This is a genomic window from Stutzerimonas stutzeri, assembly GCF_000952685.1.
In the GTDB taxonomy this organism is placed as follows: domain Bacteria; phylum Pseudomonadota; class Gammaproteobacteria; order Pseudomonadales; family Pseudomonadaceae; genus Stutzerimonas; species Stutzerimonas stutzeri_E.
Genome location: NZ_JYHV01000014.1, coordinates 359,384 through 386,181 on the forward strand (window position 1 = coordinate 359,384; position 26,798 = coordinate 386,181).

Annotated in this window: 24 protein-coding genes; 19 read left to right on the forward strand and 5 right to left on the reverse strand. The window is 62.1% G+C overall.

All coding sequences use genetic code 11. From position 1 onward, the window contains the following. The first annotated feature begins 12 nt into the window (after positions 1-12). The 3 genes from UF78_RS08545 to UF78_RS08555 all read left to right on the forward strand — a co-directional run bounded on the left by UF78_RS08545 (position 13) and on the right by UF78_RS08555 (position 3,628). A complete protein-coding gene (locus UF78_RS08545) occupies positions 13-1,242 on the forward strand; it encodes a M24 family metallopeptidase (RefSeq protein ID WP_045161691.1) in 1,230 nt (409 codons plus the stop codon). A gap of 113 nt (positions 1,243-1,355) precedes the next feature. After that, positions 1,356-2,255 (forward strand): drug/metabolite exporter YedA, encoded by a 900-nt coding sequence (gene yedA, locus UF78_RS08550; protein WP_045161692.1) that lies wholly within the window; start codon positions 1,356-1,358, stop codon positions 2,253-2,255. 185 nt (positions 2,256-2,440) lie between these two features. Next, positions 2,441-3,628 (forward strand): MFS transporter, encoded by a 1,188-nt coding sequence (locus tag UF78_RS08555; RefSeq protein ID WP_045161693.1) that lies wholly within the window; start codon positions 2,441-2,443, stop codon positions 3,626-3,628. A gap of 236 nt (positions 3,629-3,864) precedes the next feature. Here UF78_RS08555 and UF78_RS22855 read toward each other — a convergent pair whose 3' ends face one another. Beyond that, positions 3,865-4,035: a hypothetical protein gene (locus UF78_RS22855; protein WP_155397612.1), complete on the reverse strand. Its 171-nt coding sequence runs from the start codon at positions 4,033-4,035 to the stop codon at positions 3,865-3,867. A 450-nt stretch (positions 4,036-4,485) separates the two neighbouring features. Here UF78_RS22855 and UF78_RS08560 point away from each other — a divergent pair, with 450 nt between their 5' ends. The 14 genes from UF78_RS08560 to UF78_RS08625 all read left to right on the forward strand — a co-directional run bounded on the left by UF78_RS08560 (position 4,486) and on the right by UF78_RS08625 (position 18,083). Beyond that, on the forward strand, positions 4,486-4,797 hold the full coding sequence (locus UF78_RS08560) for a general stress protein (RefSeq protein ID WP_019339525.1): 312 nt from the start codon (positions 4,486-4,488) through the stop codon (positions 4,795-4,797). Between the two features lie 379 nt (positions 4,798-5,176). Beyond that, a complete protein-coding gene (locus UF78_RS08565) occupies positions 5,177-5,833 on the forward strand; it encodes a cytochrome c3 family protein (RefSeq protein ID WP_045161694.1) in 657 nt (218 codons plus the stop codon). Positions 5,834-5,836: 3 nt separating this feature from the next. Further along, the gene (locus UF78_RS08570; RefSeq protein ID WP_045161696.1) at positions 5,837-8,794 is read left to right on the forward strand and encodes a TAT-variant-translocated molybdopterin oxidoreductase; all 2,958 of its coding nucleotides are present in this window, start codon (positions 5,837-5,839) and stop codon (positions 8,792-8,794) included. Then, a complete protein-coding gene (gene nrfD, locus UF78_RS08575) occupies positions 8,787-10,142 on the forward strand; it encodes an NrfD/PsrC family molybdoenzyme membrane anchor subunit (protein ID WP_045161698.1) in 1,356 nt (451 codons plus the stop codon). The genes UF78_RS08570 and nrfD overlap by 8 nt, the downstream gene beginning before the upstream one ends. Continuing rightward, the gene (locus UF78_RS08580; RefSeq protein ID WP_045161699.1) at positions 10,135-10,662 is read left to right on the forward strand and encodes a DUF3341 domain-containing protein; all 528 of its coding nucleotides are present in this window, start codon (positions 10,135-10,137) and stop codon (positions 10,660-10,662) included. Before nrfD ends, UF78_RS08580 begins: the two co-directional genes overlap by 8 nt. Next, positions 10,659-11,189: a c-type cytochrome gene (locus UF78_RS08585; RefSeq protein WP_045161700.1), complete on the forward strand. Its 531-nt coding sequence runs from the start codon at positions 10,659-10,661 to the stop codon at positions 11,187-11,189. Before UF78_RS08580 ends, UF78_RS08585 begins: the two co-directional genes overlap by 4 nt. Continuing rightward, complete coding sequence (locus tag UF78_RS08590; RefSeq protein WP_045161701.1) at positions 11,186-12,214, forward strand: hypothetical protein; 1,029 nt, start codon at positions 11,186-11,188, stop codon at positions 12,212-12,214. Before UF78_RS08585 ends, UF78_RS08590 begins: the two co-directional genes overlap by 4 nt. Beyond that, on the forward strand, positions 12,211-12,648 hold the full coding sequence (locus UF78_RS22430) for a hypothetical protein (protein WP_052679287.1): 438 nt from the start codon (positions 12,211-12,213) through the stop codon (positions 12,646-12,648). Before UF78_RS08590 ends, UF78_RS22430 begins: the two co-directional genes overlap by 4 nt. A 71-nt stretch (positions 12,649-12,719) precedes the next feature. Then, complete coding sequence (locus UF78_RS08600) at positions 12,720-13,634, forward strand: SCO family protein (RefSeq protein ID WP_230623584.1); 915 nt, start codon at positions 12,720-12,722, stop codon at positions 13,632-13,634. Beyond that, entirely contained in the window at positions 13,631-14,599 is a 969-nt protein-coding gene (gene coxB / locus UF78_RS08605) for a cytochrome c oxidase subunit II (protein WP_045161703.1), read from the forward strand. The genes UF78_RS08600 and coxB overlap by 4 nt, the downstream gene beginning before the upstream one ends. Before the next feature lie 33 nt (positions 14,600-14,632). After that, complete coding sequence (locus tag UF78_RS08610; protein ID WP_045161704.1) at positions 14,633-16,258, forward strand: cytochrome c oxidase subunit I; 1,626 nt, start codon at positions 14,633-14,635, stop codon at positions 16,256-16,258. After that, complete coding sequence (locus tag UF78_RS08615; RefSeq protein WP_045161705.1) at positions 16,245-16,892, forward strand: cytochrome c oxidase subunit 3; 648 nt, start codon at positions 16,245-16,247, stop codon at positions 16,890-16,892. Before UF78_RS08610 ends, UF78_RS08615 begins: the two co-directional genes overlap by 14 nt. After that, positions 16,889-17,155, forward strand: a complete 267-nt coding sequence (locus UF78_RS08620; RefSeq protein ID WP_045161706.1) for a hypothetical protein — start codon at positions 16,889-16,891, stop codon at positions 17,153-17,155. Before UF78_RS08615 ends, UF78_RS08620 begins: the two co-directional genes overlap by 4 nt. Positions 17,156-17,483: 328 nt before the next feature. Further along, a complete protein-coding gene (locus UF78_RS08625; protein WP_045161707.1) occupies positions 17,484-18,083 on the forward strand; it encodes an exopolysaccharide biosynthesis protein in 600 nt (199 codons plus the stop codon). A 114-nt stretch (positions 18,084-18,197) separates the two neighbouring features. Here UF78_RS08625 and UF78_RS08630 read toward each other — a convergent pair whose 3' ends face one another. Then, positions 18,198-19,673: an FAD-dependent oxidoreductase gene (locus UF78_RS08630; RefSeq protein ID WP_045161708.1), complete on the reverse strand. Its 1,476-nt coding sequence runs from the start codon at positions 19,671-19,673 to the stop codon at positions 18,198-18,200. A gap of 284 nt (positions 19,674-19,957) precedes the next feature. Here UF78_RS08630 and grxB point away from each other — a divergent pair, with 284 nt between their 5' ends. Then, positions 19,958-20,602, forward strand: coding sequence for a glutaredoxin 2 (gene grxB / locus UF78_RS08635; protein WP_045161710.1), 645 nt, complete (start codon positions 19,958-19,960; stop codon positions 20,600-20,602). Between the two features lie 175 nt (positions 20,603-20,777). Here grxB and UF78_RS08640 read toward each other — a convergent pair whose 3' ends face one another. Continuing rightward, positions 20,778-21,932 (reverse strand): DUF1615 domain-containing protein, encoded by a 1,155-nt coding sequence (locus tag UF78_RS08640; RefSeq protein ID WP_045161711.1) that lies wholly within the window; start codon positions 21,930-21,932, stop codon positions 20,778-20,780. A gap of 196 nt (positions 21,933-22,128) precedes the next feature. Between UF78_RS08640 and UF78_RS08645 the strand changes: the two genes are divergently transcribed. After that, positions 22,129-23,091, forward strand: a complete 963-nt coding sequence (locus UF78_RS08645; protein ID WP_045161713.1) for a hypothetical protein — start codon at positions 22,129-22,131, stop codon at positions 23,089-23,091. 90 nt (positions 23,092-23,181) lie between these two features. Here UF78_RS08645 and UF78_RS08650 read toward each other — a convergent pair whose 3' ends face one another. Together UF78_RS08650 and fdhF are read right to left on the reverse strand one after the other, a co-directional pair. Next, positions 23,182-23,664, reverse strand: a complete 483-nt coding sequence (locus UF78_RS08650) for a DUF1641 domain-containing protein (RefSeq protein WP_045161714.1) — start codon at positions 23,662-23,664, stop codon at positions 23,182-23,184. Then, positions 23,664-26,627 (reverse strand): formate dehydrogenase subunit alpha, encoded by a 2,964-nt coding sequence (gene fdhF / locus UF78_RS08655; RefSeq protein ID WP_045161715.1) that lies wholly within the window; start codon positions 26,625-26,627, stop codon positions 23,664-23,666. Before fdhF ends, UF78_RS08650 begins: the two co-directional genes overlap by 1 nt. Positions 26,628-26,798: the final 171 nt, after the last annotated feature.

A 26,798-nucleotide genomic window follows, 5' to 3' on the forward strand; every position in this document is an offset into this window, starting at 1 on the left:
TTGGAGAGCAGGATGACCATCGGCGTCGGCGGCAGCACGCAAGAAGAGGCGCTCGGGCGCTTGGGCAACATGCTGGATGGCGTCGAGCCGATCGGGCTGGCGGAGTACCGGGCACGCATCGAAAAGGCGCAGCGGCGAATGAGGCAGCTCGGATTCGAGGCGATCTTTCTCAGCGCCGGCCCCAATCTCGAATACTTCACCGGGGTGCGATGGAGTCCGAGCGAGCGCATGGTGGGTGCGATTCTGCCCGCGAATGGTGCGCTCGAATATCTGGCGCCGGCGTTCGAGGAAGGCACGGTTCGTGACTTCATGGTGGTCGATGGTCTGGTCAATGGCTGGCAGGAGCACGAAAACCCCTATCGTTTGCTGTTCGGCTGCCTGCTGCGCCTGGGCATCGAGCCAAACCCAAGAGTCAGGCCGCGTATCGGGCTCTGTTCATCACTGCCGTTCTTCATGTTCGACGGTCTTCGGATGCTTGATCCCGGTTATGCATTCGTCGATGCAGGCGCGGTAACCGCTCATTGCCGCCAGTGCAAATCCACTGCGGAAATCGCTCTTATGCAGCGCGCAAAGGACATGACGCTGGCGGTGCACAAGGCCACCGCGAGTATTCTTCGCGAGGGGATCAGCACCGCGGAGGTGGTTGAATTCATTCACCAGGCGCATCGTGCCGTGGGTGCGTCAGGCTCGGTCTTCTGCATTGTTCTGTTCGGCGAGGCGAGCGCATTTCCCCACGGCGTGAAATACGAACAACGGCTAAAACCTGGCGATATGGTGCTGATCGATACCGGCTGTCGCGTGCACAGCTACCTTTCCGATATCACCCGGAGCTACGTCTTCGGCGAGCCGAACGAGCATCAGCGGGCGCTGTGGGGCTTCGAGAAGGACGCGCAACTGGCGGCATTCGCGGCCGCGCGACTGGGCGCTCGTTGCGAACAGGTGGATGAGGCCGCACGCAGTTCACTCGAAGCGTGCGGCCTGGGCCCCGGCTATCAATTGCCCGGCTTGCCGCATCGCACCGGGCACGGTATCGGGCTGGAAATCCACGAGAGCCCATACCTGGTGCATGGCGACCAGACACCTATCGACGTGGGGATGTGCTTCAGCAATGAACCGATGATCTGTGTACCAGGCGAGTTCGGCATCCGTCTGGAGGATCACTTCTACATGACCGAGAGTGGACCGCGCTGGTTTACCGAGCCGAGTCACAGCATCGATGACCCGTTCGCTCTGGGCCGCTGAAGAGCAGGGTGATGCGACGAACTGCACCGGTAAACAAATAACTGACTGTGCTTGTCCTCGGGTGGGGCAGCCTACTTAGAATGATCGGTCCCACTGCCGCTCGGGCTTTTACCATGCGCCGCTATCCTTTGCTGCTCGTGGGCGCTTTTATGGCGCTCTACTTGATCTGGGGCTCGACCTACTTCGTGATCAAGCTGGGCGTACAGGCCTGGCCACCGATGCTGCTGGCCGGGTTGCGGTTCGTCATCGCCGGTAGCCTAATGTTCGCCTGGCTGCGTTGGCGCGGTGTGCCGATACCGACCGTGAAGGAATGGCGATCATGCGCAATTGTTGGCGTGCTGCTGCTGAGTTGCGGCAACGGCGGCGTCACGATCGCAGAACATCTCGGCGTGGCCTCGGCGGTAGCGGCACTGGCGATTGCCACCGTACCGCTGTTCGCTTTGCTGTTCGGGCTGATCTGGGGGCAGCGAACCACGACGCTGGAATGGTGCGGCATCCTGCTGGGGCTGATCGGTATCGGCCTGCTCAATCTCGGCCACAACCTGCAGGCGAGTCCGCTAGGTGCGGTGCTGGTATTGCTCGCGGCAGCCAGTTGGGCGTTCGGTTCGATGTGGAGCCGACATCTCAGCCTACCGGCCGGCGCGATGGCCAGCGCGGCACAGATGCTGGTTGGCGGCGCGGTATTGCTGGTTGGCAGCGTCGCCAGCGGCGAGCGTCTGCAGGAGATGCCCGATCTCGCCGGCTGGCTCGCGCTTGCCTATCTGACCCTACTCGGTTCCATCGTCGCGTTCAGCGCCTATCTCTACTTGCTCAAGCATGTACGACCCGCCGCAGCCACCAGCTACGCGTATGTCAATCCGGTGGTTGCCGTGCTACTGGGAGTGACGTTCGCTGGGGAACGGATCGGTATCGAAGAGTGGTTGGCAATGACGGTCATCGTATCTGCTGTGGTACTGATCGGCTTGCCGCAGTGGCGTAAATCAGCCATTCCGGCCGATATCAAACCGGTCTGAGTCGCGGATCCCGCTCCGATCCGCTAGGGTTGTATGATGAGTTCCGCCTTGCCGAAATCAAAACCCATCGGTTAGAGCTCACATTCCATTGCATGGCGCAGTGCTTGCTCTTCGTGTTCTAAACAGTGCCGTCGAGCGGCCCGCCATCGTTCAATTCGCGTTTCATCACATCGACAGGCGAACCGATGCCCGCTGCGAAAACACCTGCTACAAACGACACTCTGTTCATCCTGTCGCTGGTGGTGTTCAACTTCATTTCGTTCATTTCCATCGGTATTCCCCTGGCATCGCTGCCGGGGTACGTCCACGAAAACCTCGGCTTCAGCACCGCCGTCGCGGGCATCGTTATTGGTGCGCAATATCTGACTACCTTGCTTTGTCGACCGCTCGCCGGGCGGTTGGCCGATGAGCGCGGCGCGAAGAAGACCGTACTGATCGGCATGGCGTCCGGTCTGGCCAGCGGTGTGTTGCTGCTGATCTCGGCGCTGCTGGAATCCTGGCCGATAGCGGGCATCAGCGTAATGCTCATGAGTCGGTTGATTCTAGGCTTTGCGCAGAGCCTTATCGGTATTTCGGCAATCACTTGGGGCATCAGCCGGTTGGGGCCGGAAAGCACCGCGCGGATGATTTCCTGGAACGGTGTCGCCGCTTATGGCGGCGTGGGCATCGGTGCGCCGCTGGGTGTGTTTCTGGAACAATCGCTGGGGTTGTGGAGCCTGGGCGTGGTGACCATGTTGCTGGCGGCGACCGGATTGGCGCTGGCCTGGCGCCGAGGAGATGCACCGCTCAACCCAGGCGAGCGGTTACCGTTCGGCAAGGTGTTGTGGAAAGTCGCTCCGCCTGGCCTCAGCCTCTCACTGGCCACCATCGGCTACGGCACGCTGACCGCTTTTATTGCCCTGTACTACGGCTCGCGCGGCTGGGAAGGCGCCGCCTGGTGCCTGACGGCGTTCGCTTTTGCGTTTATCGGGACCCGCTTGCTGTTTCCTAACCTGATCAACCGTGTCGGCGGCTATTCGGTTGCGGTGGTCTGTCTGGTGGTGGAGATCTTCGGGCTGGCGATGCTCTGGCTCGCCGAGGCGCCGAGCATGGCCTTGGCCGGCTCGGCGCTGACCGGATGCGGTCTGTCCTTGCTCTACCCGGCGCTGGGTGTGGGTGTGGTCTCCCGCGTCGGGGCCGTCAACCGCAGCTCGGGACTCAGCGTTTTTGCCATGTTCTTCGATCTGGCGTTGGGCCTGTCCGGCGCGATCATGGGTGCCCTGGCGGTCTATATCGGCATGCAGAATATTTTCCTAGGCGCAGCGGCAATGGCCGTGGCTGGCCTTGCAATCGTCTGGGGATTGCTCAAGCAGGAACGCAAGGCCGAAGGATGATCGCCGCAATACCGGCTACAGAGGAGCAGAGCCTGCCCGCTGAGATACCCACTTCCCGAGCCGGAGGAGCAGCACCTAGGCGCAACGTCTGTCGCAAGCGAGCCCACCATCACGAATCAGAACGGGACGCAGGCGTTACGTAATGACACCTGGGCGGGCCGAAAGCACCGTTGAACCGGCGCCCGCTACCGCGTAACGTCTAGAGCGATTCGGTAGCGCAGCGGCTATCCCGCTGGTTACCGTCCTGCCGCACACATGCCGAGGTCCAGGGAGGCGCGTCGAGCCAGGGCTGCAGCACTCGGCCGATAGCTGCCCTTGCCTCGCTGGAGCTGCTTCCAGAACTCCAGCGGCTGCTTGGCACTGAGATCCGATTGCTTCACCAGGTTTTCCAGGGTCTTGCTGCTCATGTGGCCTCCAATAGCTCGATCGAGTGGTTGGTGGTCTTGAAAAAAGTCGCGTCCTTGCGCCAGCCGTCGCGGCTTTCCATGGATCTGAGATTGCCTGGTGCGAGTTACAGCTTGTTGACAGATTGCTCAGAACTCACCCGGGAGACGAACGGTAAGCCGCAGCCGAGGTTGTCGCCTGCGCTTGATCAATCAGAGCCGGGGAAATGCGTTATATCGATGTAAGCATCGCCGCTTCTGGAGTCGCCGTCTCGTTGCTATTGAAGTGCGATCATTTTGATTGATGGAATATATAAGGCGTGCCTGCTTCGCTCGATTTTTCGATTTAACCGTTCATCGTCAAGCTGGGATATTTGGCGAACTAATGTCCGCATCTTGTTTTCGGACATAGTGAGGCGGTTGTACTGCAGTCGCCATGTTCATTAGTACCATCCATGTAACTGGAGAAATCTCATGTCGAATGATAAGAGCGGAAATCCGGGTAACTTTGCAAATGATCGCGAGAAGGCGTCCGAAGCTGGGCAAAAGGGCGGCCACAACAGCGGCGGCAATTTTGCCAACGATCCGCAGCGCGCCTCTGAGGCTGGCCAGAAAGGCGGTCAGAACAGCGGCGGAAACTTCGCCAATGACCGCGAGAAGGCTTCCGAAGCTGGCCAGAAAGGTGGCCAGAACAGTGGAGGGAACTTTGCCAATGATCGTGAGAAAGCCTCCGAAGCTGGCAAGAAAGGCGGCCAGAACAGCCACGGCGGTGGCCGCAATTCGTAAGCCGTTATCGCTACAGCAGTAGCGGTTACGAGTACAAGCGGAGCCTGTATTGCAGGTTCCGCTTTTTTGTGCGTATTAATTAACTGAGGCTCTTTAATAGCGCCATCAGAATTTTTATAAGCATATATTGCCTTAATCGATATGTAATATTTTATAGCCCTTTGTAAATATTTTAAGCAGGCGCCTCGGCTGTTCATTGCTTATCAAGTGCTAGTTCTTTTTCGTATTCGAACGGTGCTCCACGATTGGCCTGCGAACCGATCATGGCAAGCCGGCATGTGGCTTGGTATCGGCGAATTTCCCGAGCCGTTATGTTGAGTGCTGAACTCATCAGAGCCGTTGGGGCCGAAACAGATGGATACAAAAACAGAAGTAGGACATGGCCCAGATTTTTCCCCGTTCGGCTGACATGTGGCTGCGTCTGGCCTTGCTCATCCTGTTCGGCGGCCTGGCTGGGCTATTCGTGGCACTCGTGGTGCTCGACCGTTCGGATTACAACAGCGGCAAGGGTTGGTTGGTACGCCAACCGGTGCCTTTCAGCCATGAGCATCACGCTGGCGCGCTGAAGATCGACTGCCGGTATTGCCATGACAGCGTCGAGACCAGCGCCGTGGCGGGGCTGCCGCCAACCGATACCTGCATGAGTTGTCATTCACAGATTTGGACGGGCGCCGAGATGCTTGCGTCGGTGCGTCAAAGCCTGGTCGAGCACCGGCCCTTGCGCTGGAACCGCGTAGCCGAGCTGCCCGATTACGTCTATTTCCAGCACAACGTCCACGTCAACGCCGGGGTCGGTTGTGAGACTTGTCACGGCCAAGTCGACACCATGCCGCTTATGTATCGAGCAGAGAGTTTCACCATGAGCTGGTGCCTGGACTGTCATCAAGATCCCGCGCCGCGCCTGCGGCCACGCGATGCGGTGACCACCATGGGGTGGAAAACCGAGCACGACCGTCGTGCTGTGGGCGAGGAAATGATCAAGGAGCACCACATCGATACCGAAAACCTGACCCACTGCTATATCTGTCACAGGTAACCCATGGATCGCACGCCGCTCGACTACGCCGCCATCCGCCAACGCCTTGAAGGCCAGCACGGGCCGCGTTATTGGCGCAGCCTTGAACAGCTGGCTGACGAACCGGCGTTCGCCGCATTCGTCGATGCCGAATTTCCCAGCGTCGCGCCGGAGATGGACCGTCGCCGCTTCCTCCAACTGATGGGTGCTTCCATGGCGTTGGCCGGGCTAGCGGGATGTGGGCAGGAGCCAGAGCAGGGCGTGCCCTACGTCATGCAACCGGAGAAAGTAACGCCCGGAGAGGCGCGCTGGTACGCGAGCGCCGTTCCGTTTGCCGGTTACGCGCAACCGGTGCTTGGACGGACCCACGTTGGTCGGCCGACCAAGCTCGAGGGAAACCCCGACCATCCGCTCAGCCGGGGCGCCGCAACCGCCTTCACCCAGGCGGCTATTCTGCAACTGTACGATCCAGACCGCTCCCAGGCACCTCGCTACGAAGGGCACATCAGTACCTGGAATGCGTTTCAGGGTGCGGCGGTGGAGCAGGCAGCCCGTGCCGACGCAGCGCAAGGCGGTGGCTTGCATGTGCTGATGGGCGCCAATAGCTCGCCGACTCTGCAGCGTCAGTTCGCCGCGATGATCGAACGTTGGCCGCAGGCGAGGCTGTACCGCTTCGAACCTTGGGAAGGCGAAGCCTACGCCGCCAGCGAACGAGCGCTGGGACGTCCGTTGGAAACCCACTATCGATTCGAAGATGCCGAGTGGGTGGTGAGCTTCGAGCATGACTGGCTCGGCCCCGGCCCACGTGAACTACCACAGGCGATTGCCTGGAGCGAGCGCAAGCGGCGGGCGGCACGCGGTGAGGGCGAGGCACGCTTGATCGTGGTGGAATCCTTGTCCACCGTAACCGGCGCCAAGGCGGTCAATCGGCGGCGGGTCGAACCGTCCCAACTACGCGCTTACGTGCAGGCATTGGTGGCGGCGTTTGGCGGTGGCGCTGCGACGAGCCTGCCAGCCGATGCGCAACATTGGATCGATGAGCTGGCCAGGCAACTGCAGGCGCGTCGCGGTCGTTGCCTGATCACCGCTGGCGAATTTGCGCCATTGGACGTCCAGGCCGCGGTGCATTGGCTCAATCAACGGCTCGGCAACTTCGGCAAGACCGTTCTCTATACCGAACCGGTGACCTGGCTCGAAGCCGGAGGGCAGCGCGTCTCCGATCTGGCGGAGTTGGTGGCGGCGATGCTGGCTGGTGAGGTCGAAACCCTGCTGATGCTTGATTGCAATCCAGCGCACACGGCGCCGGGGGGGTTGACCTTCACCGATGCCTTGGAGCGCGTTCCGCAGCGTATTCATGCCGGGCTCTATTACGACGAAACGGCGGCTCTCAGTCATTGGCATCTGCCCTTGACCCACGCACTGGATGGCTGGTGCGACAGCCGCGCCGCTGATGGCGGCGTCTGCCTGACACAACCGCTGGTGCGCCCGTTCTATAGCAGCCGCACCCAGGCCGAGGTGCTGGCGCTGATGATGGGCGACCTGTCGCCAGACGCCCTGACGCTGATGCGGCAAACCTGGCAGATGCTGAATGACGATGCCTGGCGTCGGGCGCTGGAACTCGGGTTCATCCGCGACAGTGCCTTCGCATCGGTCGAGGCCAGCGCGAGCGCGCCGCGGTGGGACGCTTCAGCTACTTCCGAGGCGGTCGGCCTGAGTGTGCTGTTCCGGCCCGACCCGAGCGTCTGGGACGGGCGCTTCGCCAATCTCGGCTGGCTCCAGGAACTGCCCAAGCCGATCAGCAAGCTCACCTGGGATAACGTCATCGGCGTTTCGCCGGCGCTGGCCGAACGGGAAGGCATCGCCAGCGGCGACCGCTTGCGTGTCACGCTCGGGCGCGACGTGGCCGAGGGACCTGCCTGGATCATGCCGGGCCAGGCCGATGATACGCTGAGTCTTTTCGGCGGCTACGGGCGTGCTCGTGCGGGACGAGTCGGCGATGGGCTTGGTTACGATGTTTCGCCGCTGCGCACGGCGGACCAACCCTGGAAGCGTGAGGGTGCGCAGCTGACCCGGCTGGCGCGCCATACCAAGCTGGCGTCGACCCAGCCGCATCACGTTCTGCACGGCAAGGAGCTGATTCGCAGTCACCCGCGCGAGGTGGCGTTCGACGAAGCCGCACCCAAGCCGGAGCAGGTCACGCTTTATCCACCACCGAAGCAGGGCGATACCGCCTGGGGCATGGTCATCGATCTGGACCAGTGCATCGGCTGCAACGCCTGCGTGGTGGCCTGTCAGGCCGAAAACAACATACCGGTGGTGGGCAAGGAACAGGTCGAGATGGGACGCGGCATGCACTGGTTGCGCGTCGATCATTATTACGGCGGCGACCCCCGCGAACCGACCTCGGCGTTCCAGCCGGTGCCCTGCATGCATTGCGACCAGGCGCCCTGCGAAGTGGGTTGCCCGGTGAACGCGACGGTGCACGGCCCGGATGGGCTGAACGAGCAGATCTACAACCGCTGCATCGGCACGCGCACCTGCTCCTCGTACTGCCCGTACAAGGTGCGTCGTTTCAATTGGTTCGACCTCACCCAGGACGATCCGCCCTCGATCCAGCATCAGCGCAACCCCAATGTCACGGTGCGTTCGCGCGGGGTCATGGAGAAATGCACCTATTGCGTGCAGCGTATCAGCGAAGCGCGGATTACCGCCCGTATCGAAAACCGCGAGATAGCCGATGGTGAGGTGAAAACAGCTTGTCAGCAGACCTGTCCGACCCAGGCGATCGTCTTCGGCAACCTTCAGGACCCGAACGCAGAGGTCAACCGCGAACGCCACACCAGACGACACTACGCGTTGCTCGAAGAACTCAATACCCGGCCCAAGACCACCTATCTGGGCCTTGTCGAGGAGCCGGCAGCCCTGCCGGGCGATGCCGAGCCCCTGGAGTTGCGCTCGGCCAAGGGGGAACGTGATGCCTGAGGCGCCGCATTTCCTGCCGCAAGGGATGCCGCTTGGCGCGGTGTCGGAGCGCGTGCTCGACCTGCCGACCGACTTCAACCGCTACCGGCGGGCCTGGTGGATGCTGTTCACTTTCAGCTGCCTGCTGCTGGGTGTGTTCGTTGTCGCCGCGGCGGTGGCGTTGTGGAGAGGCGTTGGTGTCTGGGGCAACAACATCCCGGTGAACTGGGGCTTCGCCATTCTCAATTACATGTGGTGGCTCGGCATCGGCCACGCCGGCACGTTCATCTCGGCTTTGCTGCTGTTGCTCAACCGCCCGTGGCGCAACTCGCTCAACCGCCTCGCCGAGTTGATGACGCTGATGGCCGTGGTCTGCGCCGGGGTCTATCCGATCCTGCACCTGGGACGGCCCTGGCTGTTCTACTGGACCGCGCCATACCCCAACACCATGGAGCTCTGGCCACAGTTCAAGAGCCCGACGGCCTGGGACTTTTTCGCGGTGCTGGGTTACCTCGGCGTGTCGCTGCTGTTCTTGTATGTCGGCTCCATCCCTGATTTCGCCTCGGCGCGTGATCGCGCCACCAAGCGGCACTATCAGTATTTCTACGGGCTGCTCGCGCTCGGCTGGCGGGGCGCGGCTTCGCACTGGAGCCACTGGCGCCGCACCTACCGATTCATCGCATTGCTGGCGGTACCGCTGGTGTTTTCGGTGTCCAGTGGCTACTCGTTCCTGCTCGATTTGGCGCCTGAAACGGGCTGGCACTCGACCGTCTTTCCGCCGTATTTCGTCGCCGGTGCGGTGTTCTCCGGTTTCGCCATGGTTATCGTCATCGCGCTCGGATTGCGGCGGTTCTTCGGTTGGCACGAGCTGATCACTGACAGCCACCTGGAAAAGCTCGGGCTGCTGTTGCTGGCGACCAGCTGGATGACCAGCTACGGCTATTTCGCCGAACCCTTCATCGCGTTTTATTCGGGCAAGGAGCACGAAATCCTGGTGACCATGAACCGCATCGCCGGGCCCACGGCCTGGAGTTTCTGGACGGCAATCTTCTTCAATCTGGTGGTGACACAGGCGCTCTGGTGGCCGGCGGTGCGGCGCAACGGTCGGGCCATGTTGATCATCGCCCTGGGCGTGCTGGTGGGCATGTGGTGCGAGCGCTACATGCTGATCATCCAGCCGCCGACGCGTGATTACCTGGTCTCTAGCTGGCAGGCCTACAGCCCGTCGTTCTGGGATTGGGCGCTGTTCATCGGCACCTTCGGCCTGTTCATGGTGCCGTTCTCGCTGTTCATGCGCTTCCTGCCGATGATCTCGACCTTCGAGCTCAAGGAGGTGCTGCATCGCTACCGGGGAGGCGCCAATGAGTAAGCGCCATTACGGCCTGCTGGCTGATTTCGCTCATCCCGATGCGATGCTCGATACCGCGCGCGCTGCCCGGGCGGCGGGCTATCGGCGAATAGAGGCCTACAGCCCGTTTCCGGTGGAAGGGATAGAAGAATTGCTCGAGCACCGCAGCAATCGCCCTTACGGGTTTGGCGTGGTCGGGGCGCTGGTGGGTATCGTCATCGGCCTGGGCATGCAGATCTACGCCAACCTAAGCTATCCGATGGAGATCGGCGGAAGGCCACTGATCGCGTTGCAAAGCTTCAGCATCGTGACCTTTCTGCTGATGGTCAGCTTCGCGACGATATTCGCCGTGTTCGGCCTGCTCTGGTTGTGCCGGTTGCCCTTGCTCTGGCACCCGCTGCATGAGGCGAGCGCGTTCGGGCGGGCTACCGATGATCGCTTTCTGCTCTGTATCCGCGCTGATGATCCGCTGTACGACCAGACCGGCACAGCAGTCTGGCTGGCCGAACGCGCAATGTCAGTGACAGAGGTGCCGGCATGATTCGCTGGCTGTTGCTCTGTGCGCTGCTGTTGGGCCTTGTCGGTTGTGATGACATGGCTCAGCAGCCGCGTGCCGATGCGCAGGAGCCCAGCAGGTTCTTTCCGGACGGTAAGGTCAACCAGGTGCCGCCTGCCGGCACCGTTGCCCGTGGGGATCTCACTTGGGAAGCCGTATTGGCCGAGCGGCCAGCGCTGACGGTGGAACTCATGCAGCGTGGTCGGGAGCGCTTCGAGATTTACTGCTCGCCTTGCCACGGGGTAGCGGGCGACGGCAATGGCACCGTGGTCAATCGCGGATTTCCCCGGCCGCCGGATGTTGCCGAGCCCAGGCTCATCGCGGCGCCCGACCGGCATTTCATGGACGTCATCGCCCATGGCTACGGCCAGATGTACAGCTATGCCGCACGCGTGCTGCCCGCCGATCGCTGGGCCATCGTCGGCTATATCCGCGCCTTGCAATTCAGCCGTCGCGCCGAGGTTGGCGGCCTGCCTGAAATCGACCGCGACACGCTGGAGCGCCTGCCATGAGCGCTCGTAGAGTGGCATTTGTCGGCGTCGGACTCGGCGTGCTCGGGTTGTTGGCGTGCCTGCTACTGACCAGTCGCGAGGCGGTGGCGGCGAGCCTGGCCAGTCTGCTGGGCCTGGCCGGCATTCCGTTGGGTGGGTTGTGTCTGGGTTTGAGCGTGGCGCTGGTCAGTGGCAATGCGCGGGACCAGTTATGGCCATGGACGCTGTTCAGTGCGCGTGCCTTGCCAATGCTGGCGTTGATCGCGCTCCCGGTGCTGGCGGGAGCCGGTGCGCTCTACGAATGGGTGGGCACCGACGAAGGCGGCTTCCGTGGTTTCTGGCTTGCCTGGACGAGCTTTGCGGTGCGCGCAGTGCTGTATCTGGCGGCGTGGTGGGCCTTGGCGAAATGGGTGCTACCGCTAAGCCTCAATCGGCCCGCAGCGGCCGGTCTGGGCTTGATCGCTCTGGTATTGACCACATCGCTGGCCGCGGTGGACTGGGCGATGTCGCTCGACCCGCATTTCACATCCAGCCTGTTTGGCATGGTCTGGTTCGGTCGGCTGATGCTCACTGGCATCGCCTTCTGCTGCTTGCTGGTGCTCAGTCGTGGCCGCGATCGGTCGCGCCGCGATCGGCCGGGCGTGCTGCGCGGCATGCTGGCCGCCGCGGCATTGGCGTGGCTCTACCTGCATTTCATGCAGTACCTGGTGATCTGGTACGGCAACCTACCTGAGGAAATTCGCTGGTATCAGCACCGCACCGAGGGTGTCTGGTTGTGGCTGACCTGGCTGTTGGGCGCCGGTCAGTCGCTGGTTTTCATCACGTTGCTCTGGCCGTTCTCACAGCGCCGCCCGGCATTGACGGCGCTGGCCGCAACGACCCTGGTGCTGGGGTTGGTCGAAGGTGTCTGGTTGAGCTTGCCGGGATTGAAGGCAATGCAACCCGTGGTTCTGGGGTTGGCGCTGGTCTGCGCCTGGATGGCTGGCGTCGGGCTGCTGGCTCTGGCCTTACTGCCGGGAGGAATGATGCCGAGGAGAACGCCATGAGTGTGCCGGTGGATCCGGTTTCGAAAGAAGACGGCTTCGAGCATCACGACGCCAACGTCAAAGTGCTACTGATCATCGGTTTCGGCATTTTCGCCGCCTTGCTGGTGGCGGGCATCGGGGTGGCTGGCTTGCTCTGGTGGTACGACCTGCAGCCGGACAAGCCGGTCACCGCGCTTGAGAGACGCACGGAGAAACCGCCCAAGCCGCGGTTGGAGAACGACCCGCGGGCAGGCGGTAACGAGGTCGTGGTGGCGGGGCGCGAATTGATCGAGCACTACGGCTGGGTCGATCGTGAGGCCGGGCTGGCGCGTATCCCGGTGGATCGCGGCATTGTGCTGTTGGCCCAACGTGGCTGGCCTTCACGTGCAGAGCCCGAACCGGGTGAAAAAATGCCGCCTCGTGAGCAACAAGCCAGGGGGAGGGCGCAGCAGTGATGCATCGATCTCTGTACCCGGACGGGGCGACGACGAACGGGTGGCACCCATCTTACGGATCTTCTGTGTGTATGCGCCTGCCTTGGCGCAAAGCCCCCGAACCATGGCGGCCGACTCAACACCCCCAGGCCACGACTCGCTTTCCACGCTACCTTGCCACCCTGTTTCTGACTGTCCTCGTCCTGCAGTACGGTGGGCCAGTGATGGCCGACGCACCGTTCGATCCCTTCGCCGCGGCTGGCATCGAACAAAAGCCCGGCGCGCAGGTGCCGTTGAAGCTGCGCTTTACCAATGTGAACGGCGACCACGTCACCCTCGACGAGCTATTCGGGGCGCGCCCGGTGATACTCGCGCCGGTCTACTACCGTTGCCCGAACGTCTGCGGCGCGCAGCTTTCGAGCCTGTTCAACCTGTTGTCGGCGTTGTCCTTCGAGCTTGGCAAAGACTACGAGGTGATCGCCTTCAGTATCGACCCGCGCGAAACCCCGCAGGATGCGGAGGCCGAGCGCGCCAAGTTGCGCAAACGTTGGCCGCAGCTGGTGGATTCGCCGCACGTGCACTTTCTCAGCGAGGTCGCCCCGGCGACTCGTCCAGAGCCGAACCCTTCACATCCGGCTGCTGGTGCCGCGCTGGCCGAGTCGCTCGGCTTCACCTACAGCTGGGATCCGGAGATCGGCGAGTTCGCCCATGCTTCGGCGATCGCCACGCTAAGCGCTGAAGGGAAACTGGTGCGCTGGCTGTACGGCCTCGGCTATCAACCGGATGACATGCGCCTGGCGCTGACTGACGCCGGGGAAGGAAAGATAGGCTCGCTGGGCGACCAGCTGCTGCTGCTCTGTTATCACTACAACCCACGCACTGGTGGCTACGACAACCTGGTCATCGGCGCGCTGCAGGTCGGTGGCATCGGCACCACTCTGCTGCTGGGCGGCTTCATCGGCGTCACCCTCTGGTGCGAGCGTCGCAAGTCGAAGGCTGACGCATGAACGAAGCCTTCGTCCGCTTCTGGCCGCAAACGGCCTCAAACTACGCCGGGAATGTCGACTGGCTGGTCTTCGCCTTCACCGGAATGATGATGTTCTTCGTGGTGCCGGTGTTCGTCCTGCTGGTGCTGTTCTCGTTCCGCTATCGCAAGGGCACACAGGTGCCGCGGGATCATCGCCCCCGCGGCAGCATGAAGGTCGAGATGACCTGGATCGCCTTGCCCTTCGTCGGCGCCATGGTCATCTACCTGGTGTCGGCCAAGCTCTACTACGAGGTGCGCACGCCACCGCCGGACGCCATGGAAATCCAGGTGGTCGGCAAGCAGTGGATGTGGAAGTTCCAGCACCCCGGCGGCCAGCGCGAGATCAATACGCTGCACGTGCCGGTCGACCAGCCGATCAAGCTCAACATGATCTCCCAGGACGTCATCCACAGCCTGTATTTTCCGGCCCTGCGGGTGAAGCAGGACCTGCTGCCCGGCCGCTACACCCAGCTCTGGTTCAAAGCTACCAAGACCGGACGCTTCCAGGCCTACTGCGCCGAGTATTGCGGCACCGACCATTCTCGGATGCTGGCGGATCTGGTGATCTTGCCTGCGCAGGAATACGCGGCGTGGCTGGAACAGGCCGGGACGTCGGAAAGCCTGGCCGATCAGGGCGGCGCGCTGTTCCGTCAGTTTGGCTGCAGCGGTTGCCATGGTGCGGCCAATGTCGCTCACGCGCCGAATCTGGTTGGCCTCTACGGCCGTCGGGTGGCGCTGCAGAACGGTGAATCGGTGCTGGCCGACGATGGCTACATTCGCGACAGCATCCTGCTGCCGAACAAGCAGGTCGTGGCCGGCTTCGAGCCCATCATGCCCAGCTTCGACAACGTGCTGGATGAGGAAGCGGTGCTGCGTCTGACCGCTTATATCAAGTCTTTAGGACACGTTGGTGAAGGAGGGCAGGATGCTGCTGACCAACCCTGAAACCAGCCTACCTCGGCACAGGAGTTCCACCCGTTGAGCCAGAAGAACCCCGCCGCGAACCAGCGCCCCAGCTACCTGGCCGACGAGCACGGCCTGCGCACCTGGTTCATGACCACCGACCACAAGCGCATCGGGATCATGTACCTGATCGCCGTCACCGCGTTCTTTTTCCTCGGCGGGCTGGCGGCCAGTGCGATCCGCATCGAGCTGATCACGCCGGAAGGCGACCTGCTGACCGCCGATGGCTACAACCGCGCCTTCACGTTGCATGGCGTGGTGATGGTGTGGTTTTTTCTGATTCCGTCGATCCCGGCGGTGTTTGGCAACTTCCTCATCCCAATCATGATTGGCGCCAAGGACATGGCCTTTCCCAAGCTGAACCTGTTCAGCTGGTACCTGCTGGTGGGCGGCGGCGCGTTCACCCTCTTCGCGTTATTGGCCGGCGGCGTGGACACCGGCTGGACCTTCTACACGCCGCTCTCGACCATGTTCAGCAACGGCCATGTGGTGGCGGTGATCCTCGGCGTGTTCATCACCGGGTTCTCCTCGATCCTTACCGGGCTGAACATCATCGTTACCATCCACACGCTGCGCGCGCCCGGGATGACCTGGTTCCGCATGCCGCTGTTCTGCTGGTCGCTGTACGCCACCTCGGTGATCCTGGTGCTGGCTACGCCGGTGCTCGCGATCACGCTGATACTGGTCGCCGCCGAGCACCTGTTTCATATCGGCGTGTTCGACCCGGCGCTGGGCGGCGATCCGCTGCTGTTCCAGCACCTGTTCTGGTTCTACAGCCACCCGGCCGTGTACATCATGATCCTGCCGGCCATGGGTGTGATGAGCGAACTGGTCACGGCGGCGGCACACAAGCGCATCTTCGGCTACAGCTTCGTGGCCTATTCGAGCCTGGCGATCGCGGTGATCGGCTTCATGGTCTGGGGGCACCACATGTTCGTCGCGGGCCAGTCGATGTACGCCAGCATGGTGTTTTCGCTGCTCAGCTTCCTGGTCGCGATCCCCTCGGCGATCAAGGTCTACAACTGGACCGCGACGCTCTACAAAAGCAACCTGACCATCAATGCGCCGTTCCTGTACGCGGTGACCTTCATCGGTCTGTTCGTGGTGGGCGGGGTGACCGGTCTGTTCCTCGCGTTGCTGGCGGCCGATGTGCACGTTCACGACACCTACTTCGTGGTCGCGCATTTCCACTACATCATGGTCGGCGCGGCGGTGGCAGGGTTCTTCGGCGCGCTGCATTTCTGGTGGCCGAAGATGACCGGGCGGATGTACTCCCAGCTGTGGGGCAAAATCGCCGCGGTAATGATCTTCCTCGGTTTCAACCTGACGTTCTTCCCGCAATTCCTGCTCGGCTACCTGGGTATGCCACGGCGATACCACAGCTACGGTGAGGATTTTCAATTCCTCCACGTGCTGTCCTCGGCGGGCGCGGCGATTCTCGCGGTGGCTTATATCCTGCCGTTCTTCTACCTGCTCTGGTCGCTGCGCTACGGGCCAATCGCCGATGACGACCCCTGGGAAGCGGCCGGGCTGGAGTGGCGAACGTCGTCGCCACCACCGACGCACAATTTCGTCGAAACACCGATCGTTGATTTCGAAGCCTACGAGTATCCGCCCGAGGCGACTCATGGCCGTTCGTAAGCGATACCTCGCCGAACAGTTCAGTACCGCCTCGCAGCAGCGCGAGGCGACCTATCTGGGCATGTGGCTGTTCCTGGCCACGGAAATCATGATGTTCGGCGCGTTGTTTCTGGTGATCAGCTACTACCGCCTGCATGACCCGCGGGCCGTCGCCGAGGCGGTGCATCATCTGCACTTTGTGCTGGCCGGTTTCAACAGCGCGCTGCTGCTGACCGCCAGCCTGTGCATGAGCCTGGTGGTCAAGGCCTCGCGCCAGGACTATCACCGGCACGTGCAGCTCTGGTTGATACTGGCGGCCTTGCTGGGGCTGGGATTTCTCGGCCTGAAGGGCTTCGAGTACGCCTGGGAGTACCGTGAAGGGCTGCTGCCGGGCTCGCCCAACGAGTCGCCGCTGAAAAACCCGGGCTCGCGGCTTTACATGGTCATCTACCTGTACTCCACGGCGTTGCATGCGCTGCACGTGTCGATCGCCGTGGTGCTGGCGCTGGGCATGGCGGCTCGCATTCATTTCGGCCACATGAAGCTGCCCGAGCGCGCCATCACCCTGGAGATGGTCGGCCTCTACTGGCATCTGATCGACGTCATCTGGATTCTGCTGTACCCCGCTTTGTACCTGCTCGGGAGGCCCGCATGAGTCTTCGCAACCTGTTGCTGACCTACCTCGGCCTGATTTCGCTGCTTGCCGCCAATGTGCTTCTGGCCCTATGGCTGCCAGCCTGGTCCGACTGGGCATTGCTCGGGGCGGCGGGGCAGGCGGCACTGCTGCTGTTCGGTTTCATGCAGCTGGGTCAGCACTCGGCGCTGGTGCGCTTCTTCGCGCTGGGTGCCGGGTTCTGGCTGCTGCTGATGTTCACCCTGACGCTTATCGACCTGTTGACCCGCAAGGCTGGTTTTTAGCGACGCAGATCTGGCAAGCGAACCGAGCCGGGCCCTCTAGCATCTGGCCGGTGCACAAGGTCTACGGACGCGGTCAGGTCGTCTACCCATGTTGAGCACGACGAAACGACATATGCATGGTCCGTAGCTCGAGAATCATCCCCAACAGGCACGGTCCCAAAAACAATGAGCTTTATGGCGATAGGGCTTGTGCCGCATGGTTCAAACCGGCCAGGCCGAGCCAGAGCTGATACGGTGCGGGCTGCTGAGTACCGCACGTCACTCCGCGAAACGATCCGGTCAGGTTGACGCTTGGCGCTTCAAGCCACCTGAGACGAGGAGGACCGAAATGGCCGATGCCAACGAGCAGCAGCCCGATTGCTTGGAAGATGTCATCAACGAGGTCATCGACCTCGGCGATGGTCAGGCAAAGGTGTCGGTTGGCGATATACAGCAAACGATCGGTCAGCGAAGTTTCGGGCTGTTTTTATTCGTTCCGGCGATTCTTGAGATTAGCCCGGTAGGCGGCATTCCCGGGTTGCCGACCCTGTTGGCGCTGATCATCGCGATGTTCGCCGTGCAGCTACTGTTCGGGCGTGATCATTTCTGGATTCCGGGTTTCATTGCCCGTCGCTCAGTGAGCGGCGACAAACTTGAAAAAGGTCTGAACAAGATAAGACCGGTGGTGCGCTGGCTGGATAAGATCAGCCGCAATCGATTGACGTGGGCGACGCGCAAAGCGTTTCTGAAAGTCATCGCGATTATCTGCCTACTGCTGACAGCTTCGGTGCCACCGCTGGAGCTATTGCCGTTCGCCAGCACCGCACCGTTTTCGGCGATCTGCCTGTTCGGCCTGGGTATCACCACGCGGGATGGAGCGGCGATCGTGGCGGGATCGGTGGTAGCGGTCGGTGCATTCGTACTGGCGGGCATGGGAATTAGCGGCTAAGCGCACGCGGCGGGTGATGGATGACTGCCGGCCTTGGCCATCGAGTAATCCAGCGAATTGACCGGTGGATCTGCTGTACTGAGCCGCGCCCGGCAATCTAGGGCTTGCCGTCAATCAGAGCGTCTTGGCTGCCAATGGCTGTACGGCCGGGCCATGGATGACGCCGCCGTTGGCCTCGAAAATCGAGCCGTGGCAAGGGCAGTCCCAGGTGCGGTCGGCGTTGTTCCAGGTCACGGTGCAGCCCATGTGCGTGCACGCTGCGGAAACGCTATGCAGCGTACCGGAATCGTCTCGCCATACGGCGATCTTCTCATCGCCACGGGTGATCACACCGCCTTCTCCATGACCTATTGCTTCCAGCTCTTCGACCTGCGACTGACTGTCGGTGCTCTGGTTGAAATCATCCGGAGAGGGCCGCGTTGGATCGTAAAGATGCTTCCATGGCCGGCGTCCAGTGATGATCTGGCGAGCGATGCCCAGCCCGGCGGCGGTGCCGTTGCTTATGCCCCAGCCATTGAAGCCGGTGGCAACGAACAAACCGGGCGCTTTCTCGCTATCCGGCTCGCCGACGTACGCCATGCGGTCGGCCGTGTCGTAGTCTTCGTTGCACCAACGCCAGGCGGGTTCGCTGACCGGCAGGTTGCCTCGTGCCCAGCTTTCCAGGTCGACGAAGCGCCGGGCGACGTCGCCGTCCTGGCCAGTCTTGAAGCGCGGACCCAGGACGATCAGCAGGGGGCCTTCGGGGTCGTGACCCATGCGGATCGAATGCGTCGGCTCGTCGACCCCGATGAACATCCCCTCCAAATGTGCGTCCCCTTGTGGACGGAAGGCCATCGCTACATGGCAGCGCGGTTGGGTAGGGCTGACGAGATCGATTGGCGTCTCGACCGGCATATGCGTGGCGAGGATCACCTGTTCGGCATCGATACTTCCACCCTCGAAACCGACCTGCCAACGCCCTTTGTGCTCGAAGCTCCGCGCACGGGTTTGCTGGTGGATGCGTCCACCGCGCGCCTGCACCGCATTGGCCAGCCCCAGGAGATAACGGGTCGGGTTGAACTGCGCCTGATCCGGAAATTCCAGGGCACAGGCGGTATCGAAGGGCAGGGGAGCACGCTCCAGAAGCCTGGCGGCAAAACCCAGGCAGCGTGCTGCTTCGGCTTCCTGCTCGATGGCCGCCCGCCAATCCGAGGAGCAGGCGTAGGCAAAGGCGGACTGGTGCTGGTAGTCGCAGTCGATCTGGAGGGTCTCGACCCAATGACGAATGCGATTTACGGCTTCGCGATTGGCGTCGGCATAACACTGCGCCAGTTCTTGGCCGAAGGTATCGATCAGGTGTCGGTAGATGAGTGCATGCTGAGTGGTGACCTTTGCGGTGGAGCGCCCGGTGACCTGAAGGCCGACCTCGCGCGCTTCGAGCACCACGACGGATTTGCCGGCTTCGCACAGGGTCATCGCCGCGCTCAGCCCGACAATGCCGGCGCCAACCACCACCACGTCGCACTCGCTGTTGCCGGTCAGGCGTGGGAAATCGCCGTGCGGTGCGCTGGCGGTCCAGCAGCAATTGGGGGTTGCGGATAAGGCTGGCATGGCTGGCTTCTCCTCGGCTGAATCGATTGATTGATCTGTCGACGTTTCTCTGCGCGACGGTGAGCACAGGCGGCTCGGCACCGCGGCCTGCCGGCTTTGTGCGCTCACGCAACGTCAGGTACTAGCCAGTAGAACGACCCGATCCGGGCAGGTTCCTGACCATCGGGCAGGACGGAACACGCGCAACCAAGACCGTTCTCCTCTCGTCGGTTTGCCGACGCAGGATCAAACGGATGCCCGGATTGCCGGTCACCTGCTCGAAACCCCGATTGAGGATGTGACCGGTGAAGCTCTACTACTATGACCACTGTCCCTTCAGCGCCCGAGTGCGCATGGTATTGAGCCTGAAAGGGATCGAAGCCGAGCGTGTGGTGTTGCCAGCCGATGACGAACAGACCATCACTCAACTGATCGGTAAGCATCAGATACCGGTGCTGGTGCGTGACGATGGCACGCCCATGGCTGACAGCATGGACATCGTCAAATACCTCGACGCTTTAGATGGCCAGCCGATGATTGGTGACCCGGACACCCCTGCGCTAAGCGAGTGGCTGGAGCCGTTCGTGCCGAACCTGCAATACCTCGGCTATCCCCGCTGGACGCAGATCGGCCTTGAGGAGTTCGCCAGCCCCTCGGCCTATGAGCATTTCCGCAGCAAGAAAACCGAAACCGTCGGCGACTTCGATGAGGCGCTGGCCAACACCGAGGCCAAGGCGCGTGACGCGGATGCACAGCTAAGGCGACTGCCAGACATTGTCGATCTGACGCCGACTCATCAGCACCCATGCTGGGACGACATCACGCTATTTCCCATGCTTCGCAGCCTGAGCGTGGTGAAGGCAGTCGACTGGCCCGAAGAGGTGCGTGCCTACACCGTGACCCAAGCGCAGCGGTGCGGGCTGGACACGTTTTTCGACCGGGCACTCTGAATCGTCTTGAGATTGGATGGGCAGTACGCCACGAACGATGCCGAGTCCCAGTTTCGCCATCCCTCGTTCGACAAGCGTGAAGCCCCCATGCCAGGCTCCGCAGCCATGCTGGCCAGGCGAATCGAAACGGGCGGCCCGGCTGGGCATCGACACGCCTGGGTCGCCTGTGTCTTGGCTAATTGCCTACGCGCTTCATGCACGCCAGGTGCCGATCGTTGACGCGGTTGGCGAACCAGGCCGTCGTCAGATTGCGAGTGATTTTCGGGCTTTCCAGCCGAATTCCAGGCAGCACCGCGCGCGGCAGCGATTTGCCTGCACGCTTTTCGGCCAGCGCGAACACGCGTTCATACAGGCTGGTTTTCTCGAAGCCGTGGGTATCGCCGCGCTCCAGCGCGTTGCGAATTGCCGTTTCGCTCATGTCCAGCTTGCTCGCCAGCGAGCGAACCGCGCGTTCGGTCTGTCCGGCTTTGCTGCTGCCGTGAATGATCAGATCGCCATCGAGGGCCAGCTTGATGCCGCTGGCGCGGCTTACCGCGGCCTGAAAAGCAGCGTTACGGCTGGCATACCAACCGGCATTGAAGTCGGCGAAGCGGTACAGCGGCTGGGTGTAACTGGCCGGGTAATCGAGCAGGTGAGCGATGCCGAAGTACATGCCCCCACGTCGGGTGAACACTTCGTCGCGGATCGAACCCTTGCGCTCATAGGGATAGTCCCACCGGTGATCTTCGGCAAAGGCGATGCTGACCTGCATCGGGCCACCGGTCTTGACCGGGTTGAGCGTGCCGAACAACTGCTTGCCCAGCGGCATGATGCTGAGAAAGTCGTCGAAAATCGCACTCAACTGTTGTTCGGTGCGCACCGCATTCAGGCGCTCGCTATAGGTCTTGCCGTTAGGCGAGCGGACGTCCAGCGCCGCATTGACCACAAAACGCGGGACATGCAACCGGGCGGCACGGCGGTAGATTTCTTCGCGCGCGATCTTTGCCAAGCCTGGCACGGCAGGCGTCGCCTGAAAGGTCGATTCCTGCACGGTGACGGCCAACACCGAGCAGATGTTTTCGTTGCTCGGCGGGATATCCAGCGCATCGAATGCGGTGTAGATATCCATTGCCCAGCCTTGGCGATCCGGGATGTTGCTGGGGATCAGCCGGACGATTTTCGCCCGTACCTCATCGGGCCGGGGCGCGGGCGTTTCTGGCCGCTGAATGCCACAGCCGGCCAGGCTAAGCAGCAGAGCGCCGCCGATAATGGCTGCGGCGCGGCGGGTAAGCGGTGCTGCCGATGAGGCGTCGCCGACCGGTGAGTGTCGCTGAAAAAGTTGAAAAATCATGCCGTTCCGATCGTCGTGTACTGTGAGGCTTCGACAACGAAACGGACGAAGCTGCTGCGCAGTTTGCGTGAAAGCCTGGTGGCAATCAAAGGCACGGGAGCCGTCATTGAAACTTGCATCGCTCGTGTTGTCCGAACCCAGACGATCCCCCCATGCGCTGTGCTACCGGCGCCGCGTCTCAATCGAGCATTTATCCATGAGTGAACAACATTTCGACATTCGGCGACTTGAACGCTACGACAGCACCACAACCGAGTACCTGCTCGCGATCATTACCGATGAGGATCACGCTTCACAGGTGGAGCAGCAAGACGGCCGGATCGCCTGGCAATCGACCCTGCGCCATGACCGTCTGCATCGGCATATGGACCCGCAAGCCGGCCTGGCTCGGTACCGGTTCGAGGATATACCGGAGGCAGAGGGGGGCGAATTCCAGTTGGTCAGTCTGATTGCCGAAGGCGGGCGTGGCGCGGAGTTTTCCGAACTGGTGATGTTCGGCAAACGCCTGGTCACTTTCGACGATCGCACCGGGCTGGTCTGCGAAGTCCGCGATCAAAATCAATTGGTGCCGCGCAACATTCTCATGACCGGCAGCGGTGACGAAGCCTTCAAAGGTTTCAAGAGCGAATGGGCGACACTCTGGAACGATCAACTCGTGATTGGCAGCCACGGCAAGAGGCCGGCTGAAGAGTGGGTCAAGATGCTTGATCGCAACTACGGCGTGCGCAGCGTTAACTGGGCGGATCGCTACCAGCGCATCCGTGACGCGCTCGGCGTCGGCCCCGATGGCTACGTCATCCATGAAGCGGCGGAATGGCATCCGTATCGCCGTGAGTGGCTCTTCTTCCCGCGCAAGATCTCGAACGAACCCTTCGACGAGGCGGTGGACGAGCGAGAGCGCGGCGCCAACACGCTGATCATCGCCAACGAAGACTTCAGCGAGATTCGTACGCTGAAAGTGGGCGAGCGCATCCCCGAGCGCGGCATTTCTTCGTTCAAGATCCTGCCGGGTCACCCGGAGGAGTGCATCGGGCTCAAGAGCGTGGAAATCGGCGACCGTACGGAGAGCTACCTGTTCTGCTTCAACCTCGACGGTGAAGTTCTGCAAAACGATATCTTCATTGGCGATTACAAGTGCGAGGGGCTGGAGATTCTCTGATTCGGTCCGTAGGGCGCGACGCTCTACGTCCCTGCGACGCGAGCGTTGTGCCCCTCGTGCGACCGCAATAGCGAAAGCGCTGTCGACGCCTCACTGCTCGGTCCGCTTGCCGCTGAAGGCAGTGATCGGTTTCTCCGGCTCCTTGTCCAGCCCGCCCGCGAAGCTCTTCAACCCCTCGATGATAGGCATCAGTGCCGCCCACAACTCATCGTCGTGCAGCATCTTGTAAGCGCCGGTGACGCCTGGGGCTTCGTCGTGCTTGCCGTCGGGCTTGTAGTGCCCGACGGCGTGGAAGGCCTCCTGGAAGGCGAACACTACCTTGCAGAACTGCGCCGGCTCGATGCGCGACAGTGCCATGCCCAGGATCGACAGGTTCTGCACGGCGTTGAGCGAACCTTCTTTGCTCAGGCCGTCGACCAGCACCTTGAGCAAGCGGTCGTGCGAGCCTGCCAGATCATTGGCGAAGCGCAGCACGCCACGCTGGTGCAGGGTTTCGAGGAGCGTATCGAGTTCTTCACGCGCGCTTGGGCCGATCGGCGTCGGCGGGACGTCGTAGTTCAGTCGTTGGGCCATCAGAATCTCTCCGGATGCTGGGCTTGGGCGGGCGGGGCGACGTAATCATCGCGGTACCACTTCACCTCGACGGGCACACCCTCGTTCGGCGTGCGTTTGGCATGGCGGAAGCTGTTCGGCGGTAGCGGCGGTTCGCCCTTCTCGGGCAGGACCTCCAGTCTGACCGCGGTTTCCTTGTAGGCCGGCGTGTTCACGTCGGGGTCATGGTGTTCGCCGGTAAGCAGGTTGAGCCCGGGCTTGCCCTGATGGATAGGCATGAACAGCGTCTTGCCGGCGACCCGGTCGGTCACGGTGGCACGAACCTCCACCGAGCCGCGTCGCGACGTCACGCGCACCCAGGTGCCGTCCTCGATGCCGCGCTCGGCAGCCAGCTCCGGGCTGACCTCGACGAACCAGTTCGGCGCCTGCGACCAGATACGCGGCCCTCGGCCGGTCTGGTTGGTGCTTTGGAACTGTTCGAGCATGCGCCCGTTGTCGAGCATGATGTCGTACTCGTCATCCGCCGCTTCGGCCGGCTCCTTCCATTCCAGCGGGAACAGCACGGCCTTGCCGTCATCGGTGTGGAAGCGCTCGGTGTAGAGCAGCGGGGTGGTGCTGCCGTCGCTTTGCATCGGCCAGAACAGCGACTGCCAGCCCTCCAGCCTTTCGTAGCTGATGCCCTGGAACAGGGTGGCGATGCTGGCCGCCTCGTCCATGATCTGGCTCGGGTGGCTGTAGCCCCAGTCGTGGCCCATGCGTTTGGCCAGATCGGTGAGGATCTGCCAGTCCGGGCGGCTGTTGCCGAGCGGCGGCATTACCTGGTAGAAGCGCTGGATGCGCCGTTCGGTGTTGGTGAAGGTGCCGTCCTTTTCCACCGAGGGGCAGGCCGGCAGCACCACGTCGGCGAACTCGGCGGTGCGGCTGAGGAAGATGTCCTGCACCACCATGAAATCGAGGCTTTCGAAGCCGCTGTGCACGTTCTTGCTGTCGGCGTCAGAGAAGGCGGTTTCCTCTCCGATGATGTACATCGCCTTGACCGAGCCCTCGTCGGCACCCTGAACCATGGTGAAGTTGTCGTTGCCCTTCTCCAGCGACAGCGACTCAGGCGAAACCCCCCAGGCCTTGGCCCACTTGTTGCGGTTCTTTTCCTCGGTGACCTTCTCGTAACCGGGGTACATGTTCTTCAGGCAGCCGAAATCGCTGGCGCCCTGCACGTTGTTGTGGCCGCGCATCGGGTAGCCGCCGGTGCCGGGCCGGCCGTAGTTGCCGGTAACCAGCAGCAGGTTCGACAGCGCCGTGCTGGTGTCCGAACCGTGGCTGTGCTGGGTGATGCCCATGGCCCAGAGCAGGCACACCGACTTGGCCTGCCCGATCAGCTCCGCAGCCTCGATCAGCTTTTCCTTGGCGATGCCGGTGACTTCGGCGGCGAAATCCATGGTGAAGGGGTCGAGCGATTTCCGGTATTCCTCGACCTGGTTGACCCGGGCGCTGAGGAATTCCTGATCGGCATAGCCGTGTTCGAACATGTAGCGCGACAGGGCCGAGGCCCAGACCAGGTCGGTGCTGGAATTGGGTCGCAAATGAATATCGGCGCGTTCGGCCATCTCGTGCTTGCGCGGATCGAACACCACCCACTGCTGCCCGCGGTGTTTCTTCTGCGCCTTGAGCTTGGAGGCGATCACCGGATGGTTCTCGGACAGGTTGCTGCCGACCATCACGATCAAGTCGGCTTTCTCCATGTCCTCAATGGTGCCGGCATCGCCGCCGTAGCCGACGGTGCGGAACAGGCCTTTGGTGGCCGGGTTCTGGCAGTAGCGCGAGGAATTGTCGACGCTGTTGGTGCCGATGATCGCGCGGGCGATTTTCTGCGTGAGATAGGCCTCCTCGTTGCTGGCCTTGCTCGAGCCGATGAAGCCGATGGCGTCCGGCCCGTGGCTGTCGCGGATCTGCATGAGCCGATGCGCGACCAGATCCAGCGCCTCGTCCCAGCTGGCTTCGCGGAACTGGCCGTTCTCGCGGATCAGCGGGGTGGTCAGGCGTTTCGGGTCGTTGACGAAGTCCCAGGCGAACTTGCCCTTGATGCAGGTGGAGATGCCGTTGGCCGGCGCATCGACCACCGGCTGCACCTTGAGGATGTGCCGGTCGCGGGTCCACATCTCGAAGGAGCAGCCCACGCCGCAGTAAGTGCACACGGTCTTGGTGCGCTTGATCTCCGGCTGGCGCCAGTGCATGTCCATTTTCGAGATGGCGGTGATCGGGCGGGCACCAATGGTTTCCTCGAGCTTCTTGACCATGTCGATCATCGGCCGCTTGATGTCCTGCGGCAGCGACGTGAACGGGCCGGCATCCGGCTGCATGGTCTTCTCCAGCAGCGCATTGCAGGGGCAAACGGTGACGCAGTGGCCGCAGCTGACGCAGCTCGACTCGTCGATCGGCTTACCGCCGTCCCAGAGCACGCGTGGGTGCTCCATGGTGAAGTCGATCGACAGCGTCTCGTTGACCTCGACGTTCTGGCAGGCCTCGACGCAGCGGCCGCAGAGAATGCACTGGTCCGGATCGTAGGTGTAGAAGGGATTGGAGTGGTCTTTCTCGTAGGGCTTGCGTTTGAACTCGTAGCGCTGGATCGGTGGATCGATCTGCGCATAGGTGTTATGCAACGTGCAGTCGCCGGTGTTGTGCTCACAGACCGTGCAATACAGCTCATGCTTGGCCACCAGCCGGTCCATTCCTTCCTCGCGGGCCGCCTTGGCCTCGGCGATCTGGCTGGTGATTTCCAGCCCGTCGCGGGCCTTCAACGTGCAGCCGCGCACCAGTTCTCCGTCGACTTGTACCCAGCAGACATCGCAGGTCTGTGGCGAGCCCAGCGCACGGTGATAACAGACGTGGGGCAGGTCAATGTCGTGCCTGGCGAGGAAATCGATCAGCGGGGTGTCGGCTTCGCCGACAAGAGGGGCGCCGTCATAGTGAATCGTGCATTCGGTCATCAGGCCTCCGGGTTATTTTATGCCGAGGCTTAGGAACAGAGGCTCGGGTAGCGCAGCTGATGCTTGAGCCTGCTCCGGTTTCCTAGCAGTGGATGGCTACTAGAGGTGACTGGTGGTCAATGTGATCGTTCAGGAACCGCGACGAGAGGCGTCTGGCGAATAGAACCAGGC

Excerpts from the sequence above, each read along its gene's own strand:
- coxB (WP_045161703.1), top strand. The coding sequence starts at position 13,631 with ATGAACGAAGCCTTCGTCCGCTTCTGGCCGCAAACGGCCTCAAACTAC.
- UF78_RS08560 (WP_019339525.1), top strand. The coding sequence starts at position 4,486 with ATGTCGAATGATAAGAGCGGAAATCCGGGTAACTTTGCAAATGATCGC.
- UF78_RS08570 (WP_045161696.1), top strand. The coding sequence starts at position 5,837 with ATGGATCGCACGCCGCTCGACTACGCCGCCATCCGCCAACGCCTTGAA.
- UF78_RS08590 (WP_045161701.1), top strand. The coding sequence starts at position 11,186 with ATGAGCGCTCGTAGAGTGGCATTTGTCGGCGTCGGACTCGGCGTGCTC.
- UF78_RS08565 (WP_045161694.1), top strand. The coding sequence starts at position 5,177 with ATGGCCCAGATTTTTCCCCGTTCGGCTGACATGTGGCTGCGTCTGGCC.
- UF78_RS08620 (WP_045161706.1), top strand. The coding sequence starts at position 16,889 with ATGAGTCTTCGCAACCTGTTGCTGACCTACCTCGGCCTGATTTCGCTG.
- UF78_RS08555 (WP_045161693.1), top strand. The coding sequence starts at position 2,441 with ATGCCCGCTGCGAAAACACCTGCTACAAACGACACTCTGTTCATCCTG.
- UF78_RS08545 (WP_045161691.1), top strand. The coding sequence starts at position 13 with ATGACCATCGGCGTCGGCGGCAGCACGCAAGAAGAGGCGCTCGGGCGC.
- UF78_RS08615 (WP_045161705.1), top strand. The coding sequence starts at position 16,245 with ATGGCCGTTCGTAAGCGATACCTCGCCGAACAGTTCAGTACCGCCTCG.
- UF78_RS08630 (WP_045161708.1), bottom strand. The coding sequence starts at position 19,673 with ATGCCAGCCTTATCCGCAACCCCCAATTGCTGCTGGACCGCCAGCGCA.
- UF78_RS08650 (WP_045161714.1), bottom strand. The coding sequence starts at position 23,664 with ATGGCCCAACGACTGAACTACGACGTCCCGCCGACGCCGATCGGCCCA.
- UF78_RS08585 (WP_045161700.1), top strand. The coding sequence starts at position 10,659 with ATGATTCGCTGGCTGTTGCTCTGTGCGCTGCTGTTGGGCCTTGTCGGT.
- yedA (WP_045161692.1), top strand. The coding sequence starts at position 1,356 with ATGCGCCGCTATCCTTTGCTGCTCGTGGGCGCTTTTATGGCGCTCTAC.
- UF78_RS08640 (WP_045161711.1), bottom strand. The coding sequence starts at position 21,932 with ATGATTTTTCAACTTTTTCAGCGACACTCACCGGTCGGCGACGCCTCA.
- UF78_RS08600 (WP_230623584.1), top strand. The coding sequence starts at position 12,720 with ATGCGCCTGCCTTGGCGCAAAGCCCCCGAACCATGGCGGCCGACTCAA.
- UF78_RS22430 (WP_052679287.1), top strand. The coding sequence starts at position 12,211 with ATGAGTGTGCCGGTGGATCCGGTTTCGAAAGAAGACGGCTTCGAGCAT.
- UF78_RS08645 (WP_045161713.1), top strand. The coding sequence starts at position 22,129 with ATGAGTGAACAACATTTCGACATTCGGCGACTTGAACGCTACGACAGC.
- nrfD (WP_045161698.1), top strand. The coding sequence starts at position 8,787 with ATGCCTGAGGCGCCGCATTTCCTGCCGCAAGGGATGCCGCTTGGCGCG.
- UF78_RS08580 (WP_045161699.1), top strand. The coding sequence starts at position 10,135 with ATGAGTAAGCGCCATTACGGCCTGCTGGCTGATTTCGCTCATCCCGAT.
- fdhF (WP_045161715.1), bottom strand. The coding sequence starts at position 26,627 with ATGACCGAATGCACGATTCACTATGACGGCGCCCCTCTTGTCGGCGAA.
- UF78_RS22855 (WP_155397612.1), bottom strand. The coding sequence starts at position 4,035 with ATGAGCAGCAAGACCCTGGAAAACCTGGTGAAGCAATCGGATCTCAGT.
- UF78_RS08625 (WP_045161707.1), top strand. The coding sequence starts at position 17,484 with ATGGCCGATGCCAACGAGCAGCAGCCCGATTGCTTGGAAGATGTCATC.